Genomic DNA, 5,024 nt, shown 5'->3' on the forward strand with positions numbered 1-5,024 from the left:
GCGGGGGGTCAGCCCCCGCGCGCCTCCGCGATGAGCGCCTTCATGCGGCGCACCGCCGCGGGCAGGCCCTCGAACACCGCCTGGCCGACCAGGAAGTGGCCGATCGAGACCTCGGAGACCTCCGGGATCCGGGCGATGTCGCCGATCGTCTCGTAGGACAGGCCATGGCCGGCGTGGCAGGCCAGGCCCGCCGCCGCGGCCGCGTGGGCGCCCTCCCGCAGGCGGGCCAGGTGGGGGGCGCGCGCTTCCGGCGCGGCATCGGCATAGGTGCCGGTGTGCAGCTCGATCGCATGGGCGCCGAGCGCTGCGGCCGCCTGGATCTGCGCCGGGTCGGCCTCCACGAAGATCGAGACGCGGATGCCGGCGGCCGAGAGCCGCTGGACGGCCTCGGCCAGGAAGGGCCCGGCCCGCAGCACGTCGAGCCCGCCTTCCGTGGTCAGCTCCGCCCGCTTCTCCGGGACGATGCAGCAATCGGCCGGGCGCAGCCGCTCGGCGATGCCGACCATCTCCTCCGTCGCGGCCATCTCGAAGTTCAGCGGCGCGGCGATCGCGGCGCGGATGCGCTCCACGTCGTGGTCGCGGATGTGCCGCCGGTCCTCGCGCAGGTGCAGCGTGATGCCGTCGGCGCCGGCCTCCAGCACGGCCAGTGCGGCGGCCAGCGGATCCGGGTGGGTGCCGCCGCGGGCGTTCCGCAGCGTCGCGACGTGGTCGATGTTCACGGAGAGGGTGAGCGGCGTCATCGCGTGGTGTCCTTCGCGCGCATCGCGGCCATCTCGCCGGCCATGCGCAGCGCCGCGATCAGGCTGCCGGGATCGGCCAGCCCCTTCCCGGCGATGTCGAGCGCGGTGCCGTGGTCCGGGCTGGTCCGCACGATGGAGAGCCCGAGCGTCACGTTCACCCCGCCATCCATGTCCAGCGTCTTCACCGGGATCAGCGCCTGGTCGTGGTACATGCAGAGCGCGCAGTCATAGGTGGCCCGCGCGCGCGGCGTGAACAGGGTATCCGCCGGCAGCGGGCCTCGCGCGGCGATGCCGGCCTCGCGCAGGGCGGCGACGGCGGGGGCGACGATCTCGATGTCCTCCCGGCCCATCGTCCCGTCCTCGCCGGCATGCGGGTTCAGCCCGGCCACCACCAGCCGCGGCACGGCGATGCCGAAGTCGCGCCGCAGCGCGGCGGCGACGATGCGGCCCTGGGTCACGATGGCCTCCGTGGTCAACTCCGCCGCGGCGCGCTTCAGGGACATGTGGATGGTGACGGGCACCACGCGCAGGCCGGGGCAGGCCAGCATCATCACCGGCGGCTGCCCGGTTCCCGCCAACTCCCCAAGGAACTCGGTGTGGCCGGGATGCGGGAAGCCGGTGGCGGTCAGGACGGATTTCTGGATCGGGTTGGTCACCACGCCGCCGACCCGGCCCGCCTTTGCGTAGCCGACCGCCCGTTCGATGGAGGCGATCACCGCCGGCGCGTTGCGCGGATCGAGCCGGCCCGGGATGGCGGGGGCGGCGAGCGTCAGCGGGATGACGGGCAGCGCATCAGGGAAGGCCGCGGCCGCCTGCTCCGGTGTCTCGATCACCGCCACCTTCGCACCAGCGTAGAGCGCGGGATCGCCGAGCACGCAGAAGGCCGGGCCGGCCGCGCGCACCGCGCGCCAGGCGGCGAGCGTGATCTCCGGCCCGATGCCGGCGGGTTCGCCCATGGTGAGCGCGAGGGGGGGCGCAGTCATGGCGGCATATGCCGCCACCCCAACCCTCCCCCGCAAGCCGGGGAGGGAGCGATCACGCCAGGCATCAGGCCAGCCCGCGCAACCGGTGCAGCAGCGCGTCCACCTCCTGCGCCGTCTGGTAGATGCCGAAGCCGAAGCGCAGCCGGGTCGCGCGGCGGTCGGTGACGATGCCCGCCACGGCCAGCCGGGCCTGCCAGGCCTCCGCATCCGGCATGTCGAAGGTCAGGAAGTTGCCGCGCCGCGGCTCATCCAGCGGCACGACGAGCCGCGCCGGGTCGAGCCCCGTGCCGCCGAGCCCGGCGACGAACCGCGCCTGCAACGCATGGGCGTGCTCGCGCACCAGGGCGGTGGTCAGCCCCTGCGCCTCGAACCAGCCGAGCGCGGCGGCCAGGCGATAGAGGCCGGAGGGGTCGAAGGTGGCGCCCATGAAGCGCCAGCCATCGGCGGCGTAGCCGACCTCTCCCTGCGGCCCGGCCAGGGCGCCGAAGGCGGCGTACCAGCCGGTAGCGCGCGGGCGCGGCAGCCAGCCGGGCGGGCAGTGCAGGAAGCAGCATCCCTCGCCGGCCATGGCGTATTTGTAGCCGCCGGCGGTGTAGAAGGCGCGGCCGGCCAGCCACGAGAGATCGACCGGGCGCGCCATGAAGGCGTGGTAGCCGTCCAGCACCAGCACCGCCTCCCCGGCGGCCTCGGCCAGCGCGTCCAGCCCGGCGGCGCCATCCCCTGGCGCGAAGCCGGTGGCGAAGAACACCTCCGACATCCAGACCAGGTCGAAGCCCTGCCGCGCCGCGGCAACCAGGCGGTCCAGGCAGGTCGCGTGCGGCTCCGCGGCGATGCGCGTCACGGCGACCAGGCCCTCCTCCTCCAGCCGGGCGAGCTGGCGGGAGAGGCTGTGGAACTCGGCGTCGGTGGTCAGGATGCGCGGCGGCCGGTGCGCCGGCAGCGCGGAGAGGATGCGCAGCACGAATTCGTGCGTGTTCGGCGCGAACACGAGCGTCGCAGGATCGGGCAGGCGGAGCTGCCGCGCCACCTTCGCGCGGCAGTCGGCCAGCACGGGGCCGAGCACCGTCTCCCACTTGGCGTCCTGCAGCCGCGCGGCGTCGTCCCAGGCGCGCAGCTGCGCCTCCCGCGTCACGTCGGGCCAGGGGTGGTGGCTGTGCGCGGCGAAGTGCAGCCGGCCCGGATCGGCGGTCAGGAAGCGGGAGAAATGGGCGCGCAGGTCGAGCATCCCGCCCCATATGCGGAGGGAGTCGCCGCGCGCCCAGGGGCGCTGCTGGAGGAGGTTGCGATGGCCGAAGGGGTCGCGCCGCAGGGGGCGGACGGGGTCGAGACCGATTTCTCGGCGCGCATGAGCTATGGCGACTATCTCGGCCTGGATGCGCTGCTGTCGGCGCAGAAGCCGCTCTCCGGCCAGCATGACGAGCTGCTGTTCATCACCATCCACCAGGTCCAGGAGCTGTGGATGAAGCTGATGGCGCATGAGATGGGCCTCGCCATGGCCTGCATCCGCGCCGACGAACTGCGCCCGGCCTTCAAGGCGACGGCGCGGATCAGCCGCATCCAGAAGCAGATGGTGGAGTCCTGGGAGGTGCTGACCACCATGACGCCGCATGACTACCTGGCCTTCCGCGGCAGCCTCGGCTCCTCCTCCGGCTTCCAGTCCTGGCAGTACCGGCTGATCGAAATCCGCATGGGCGCGCGGGAGGCGCTGTACCTGAAGCCGCACCGCCACCGCGCGGACATCCACGCGATGCTGCAGGACGCCTTCGCCGCGCCCAGCCTCTACGACGAGGCGCTACGCCTGCTCGCTCGGCGCGGCCTGCCGGTGCCGCCCGCAGTGCTGGCGCGCGACCTGACGCGGCCGCATGCGCCCGATGCCGGCGTCGAGGCCGCCTGGGCCGAGGTCTATCGCGACGCCGGGCGCCACTTCGACCTGTACGAGCTGGCGGAGGAACTGGTGGACCTGGAGGACGCCTTCCAGACTTGGCGATTCCGCCACCTCTCCACGGTGGAGCGCATCATCGGCGGGCGCCCCGGCACCGGGGGCAGCGCCGGCGTGGCCTATCTGCGCGGCGTGCTGGAGAAGCGGTTCTTCCCGGAACTGTGGAGCGTCCGGGGCAAGCTGTAGGGCCGAGCTGGAATGCCCCGGGCCACCGTCGAGACCGCCAGGGCGGCGCCGGCGGCCGGGCCTGCCAGGCGCCTCAGCGCGGCTGGTGCAGCGCGTACAGGTCGATCGGGCGGATCTCGACCTGGGCCAGCCCGCCATTCATCCCGATCTCCCGTGCGCTGCGCGGCGAGAGGTCCAGGATGCGGCCGGGCGTGAAGGGGCCGCGGTCCATGATGGTCACCGTGGTCGTGCGCCCGGTGCGCAGGTTGGTCACCTCCGCCCGGGTGCCGAGCGGGAGGTGCCGATGCGCCGCGACCGCGTGGTCGGGGTGGAAGCGCACGCCGCTGGCCATCGGCCGGCCGGTGAAGCGCTTGGCATCATAGACCGCGGCGGTGCCGCGCTGGGGCTCGAAGGCCTCGGCGCTGACCGGGAGAAGTCCGACCAGTGCCAGGACGGCGGGCAGCAGCCCAAGCCTCGTTCGTGTCGCCATCATGCCGGCAACAAAACCCGCGATGACAGATTTGGCAACCCCGAAAATGAACAATTCGGCGCTTGCCGTATACAGCCGCTGCGTGCGGACAGCATGGCGGATTGCCGGATGAGTATTTCGGACAGTATTGACGATCTGCACTGTCCTGCTGTCGATTATTGAATTCGTCGCCTGTTGCGAAGCTCAGGCCGCCTGTGGATGGCCGCTCGCGTGAATTGTCGAGGTGGCGCGAGGACTGTCCCGGCGGTGCCGGGCAGCCGCGAAGTCCGGGCGATTGATCCACCGCAAGGACCCCGTGCCCCTTCCCATGCTGGAAAGGCCGCCATGCTCGCCGACTGCCTCAAGGACCTGACCGCGATCGGCCCGGGCGGGGTGCCCGCCGTGGCGCTCGCCCTGTTCCTGGCGGGCCTCGCCGGCGGGGCGACGCATTGCGCGGGCATGTGCGCGCCTTTCGTGCTGGCGCAGGCCGGCGCCCTCGCCGACCGCAACGCCGGCGGCGGCATGCTGGCGCGTCTCGCCGGGGCGGCGCTGGTGCCGTACCACCTCGGCCGGATGCTCGGCTATGCGACGCTTGGCGCACTGGCCGGCGGCACGGCGGGGCTGGTGACGCAGCTCAGCGGGCTGCGCTGGCTGCTGGCGCTGCTGCTGCTGGGTGCGGCGCTGCTGATGGCGGCCCACGCCTCGGCGCGGCTGCCGGCGCGGTTCCG

At 73.1% G+C, this 5,024-nt stretch carries 6 protein-coding genes; 2 read left to right on the plus strand and 4 right to left on the minus strand.

Annotated features, from left to right (window positions below):
• Positions 1–8 precede the first annotated feature (8 nt).
• From OZN99_RS25240 to OZN99_RS25250, 3 genes are all read right to left on the minus strand, one after another.
• A complete protein-coding gene (locus OZN99_RS25240; protein WP_270937998.1) occupies positions 9–740 on the minus strand; it encodes a pyridoxine 5'-phosphate synthase in 732 nt (243 codons plus the stop codon).
• Positions 737–1,723, minus strand: coding sequence for a 4-hydroxythreonine-4-phosphate dehydrogenase PdxA (pdxA, locus tag OZN99_RS25245; protein ID WP_270937999.1), 987 nt, complete (start codon positions 1,721–1,723; stop codon positions 737–739). Before pdxA ends, OZN99_RS25240 begins: the two co-directional genes overlap by 4 nt.
• Before the next feature lie 64 nt (positions 1,724–1,787).
• Positions 1,788–2,948, minus strand: coding sequence for an aminotransferase class V-fold PLP-dependent enzyme (locus OZN99_RS25250; RefSeq protein WP_270938000.1), 1,161 nt, complete (start codon positions 2,946–2,948; stop codon positions 1,788–1,790).
• A gap of 60 nt (positions 2,949–3,008) precedes the next feature.
• Here OZN99_RS25250 and OZN99_RS25255 point away from each other — a divergent pair, with 60 nt between their 5' ends.
• A complete protein-coding gene (locus tag OZN99_RS25255) occupies positions 3,009–3,848 on the plus strand; it encodes a tryptophan 2,3-dioxygenase (protein ID WP_270938001.1) in 840 nt (279 codons plus the stop codon).
• A 73-nt stretch (positions 3,849–3,921) separates the two neighbouring features.
• Here the strand turns inward: OZN99_RS25255 and OZN99_RS25260 are convergent, their stop codons facing one another.
• The gene (locus tag OZN99_RS25260; RefSeq protein ID WP_270938002.1) at positions 3,922–4,320 is read right to left on the minus strand and encodes a septal ring lytic transglycosylase RlpA family protein; all 399 of its coding nucleotides are present in this window, start codon (positions 4,318–4,320) and stop codon (positions 3,922–3,924) included.
• A 321-nt stretch (positions 4,321–4,641) separates the two neighbouring features.
• Here OZN99_RS25260 and OZN99_RS25265 point away from each other — a divergent pair.
• Positions 4,642–5,024 (plus strand): urease accessory protein UreH domain-containing protein (locus OZN99_RS25265; RefSeq protein WP_270938003.1); only part of this gene is annotated, 383 nt, incomplete at its 3' end.

This window comes from Falsiroseomonas oryzae (assembly GCF_027856955.1).
Classification (GTDB): domain Bacteria; phylum Pseudomonadota; class Alphaproteobacteria; order Acetobacterales; family Acetobacteraceae; genus Falsiroseomonas; species Falsiroseomonas oryzae.

Coding starts and splice junctions, on each gene's coding strand:
- OZN99_RS25255 (WP_270938001.1), top strand. CDS start 3,009: ATGGCCGAAGGGGTCGCGCCGCAGGGGGCGGACGGGGTCGAGACCGAT.
- pdxA (WP_270937999.1), bottom strand. CDS start 1,723: ATGACTGCGCCCCCCCTCGCGCTCACCATGGGCGAACCCGCCGGCATC.
- OZN99_RS25250 (WP_270938000.1), bottom strand. CDS start 2,948: ATGCTCGACCTGCGCGCCCATTTCTCCCGCTTCCTGACCGCCGATCCG.
- OZN99_RS25260 (WP_270938002.1), bottom strand. CDS start 4,320: ATGATGGCGACACGAACGAGGCTTGGGCTGCTGCCCGCCGTCCTGGCA.
- OZN99_RS25240 (WP_270937998.1), bottom strand. CDS start 740: ATGACGCCGCTCACCCTCTCCGTGAACATCGACCACGTCGCGACGCTG.